The organism is Staphylococcus sp. GDY8P126P, from assembly GCF_017891965.1.
Classification (GTDB): domain Bacteria; phylum Bacillota; class Bacilli; order Staphylococcales; family Staphylococcaceae; genus Staphylococcus; species Staphylococcus saprophyticus.
On the sequence record NZ_JAESKG010000030.1, the window covers coordinates 1 to 700 of the forward strand.

The window sequence follows — 700 nt, forward strand, 5'->3', positions numbered from 1 at the left end:
AGTACCCAGAACACGTGATGGTGAATTTTCACCGACGGTGTTTGAGCGTTATCAGCGAAATGAAAAGGCACTGCTCGCTTCAATGCTTGAGATGTATGTTTCAGGCGTTTCGACACGTAAAGTTTCAAAGATTGTTGAAGAGCTATGTGGAAAATCGGTATCGAAATCTTTTGTTTCTAGCCTGACTGAGCAGTTAGACCCGATGGTCAACGAATGGCAGAACCGTTCACTCTCAGGTACGAGTTATCCTTATCTGATGACTGATGTTCTCTACATAAAAGTCCGTGAGGACCATCGAGTGCTTTCTAAAAGCTGCCATATTGCGATCGGGATAACAGAAGGTGGTGATCGTGAAATCATTGGCTTCATGATCCAAAATGAAGAAAGTGATGACACATGGTCCATCTTCTTTGAATACTTAAAAGAACGCGGTCTACAGGGGACAGAACTCATCATTTCTGATGCCCATAAAGGCCTAGTGTCTGCAATTCGTAAGTCATTTACCAACGCAAGTTGGCAGAGATGCCAGGTCCATTTTTTAAGAAACATCTTCAGTTCCATTCCAAAAAAGAATTCAAAACCGTTTAGAGAAGCAGTAAAAGCGATCTTTAAGTTTACGGATATTGAACTCGCTCGAACAGCTAAGAATGCCTTAGTCGGTGAATATATCGACCAGTCTAAATATTCAAAAGCTTGCGCA

Annotated in this window: 1 pseudogene; it reads left to right on the forward strand. The window is 41.9% G+C overall.

Annotated elements, in window-relative coordinates:
* Window positions 1-700, forward strand: a pseudogene (locus KA893_RS13610) (IS256-like element ISEnfa4 family transposase); the annotation flags it as partial.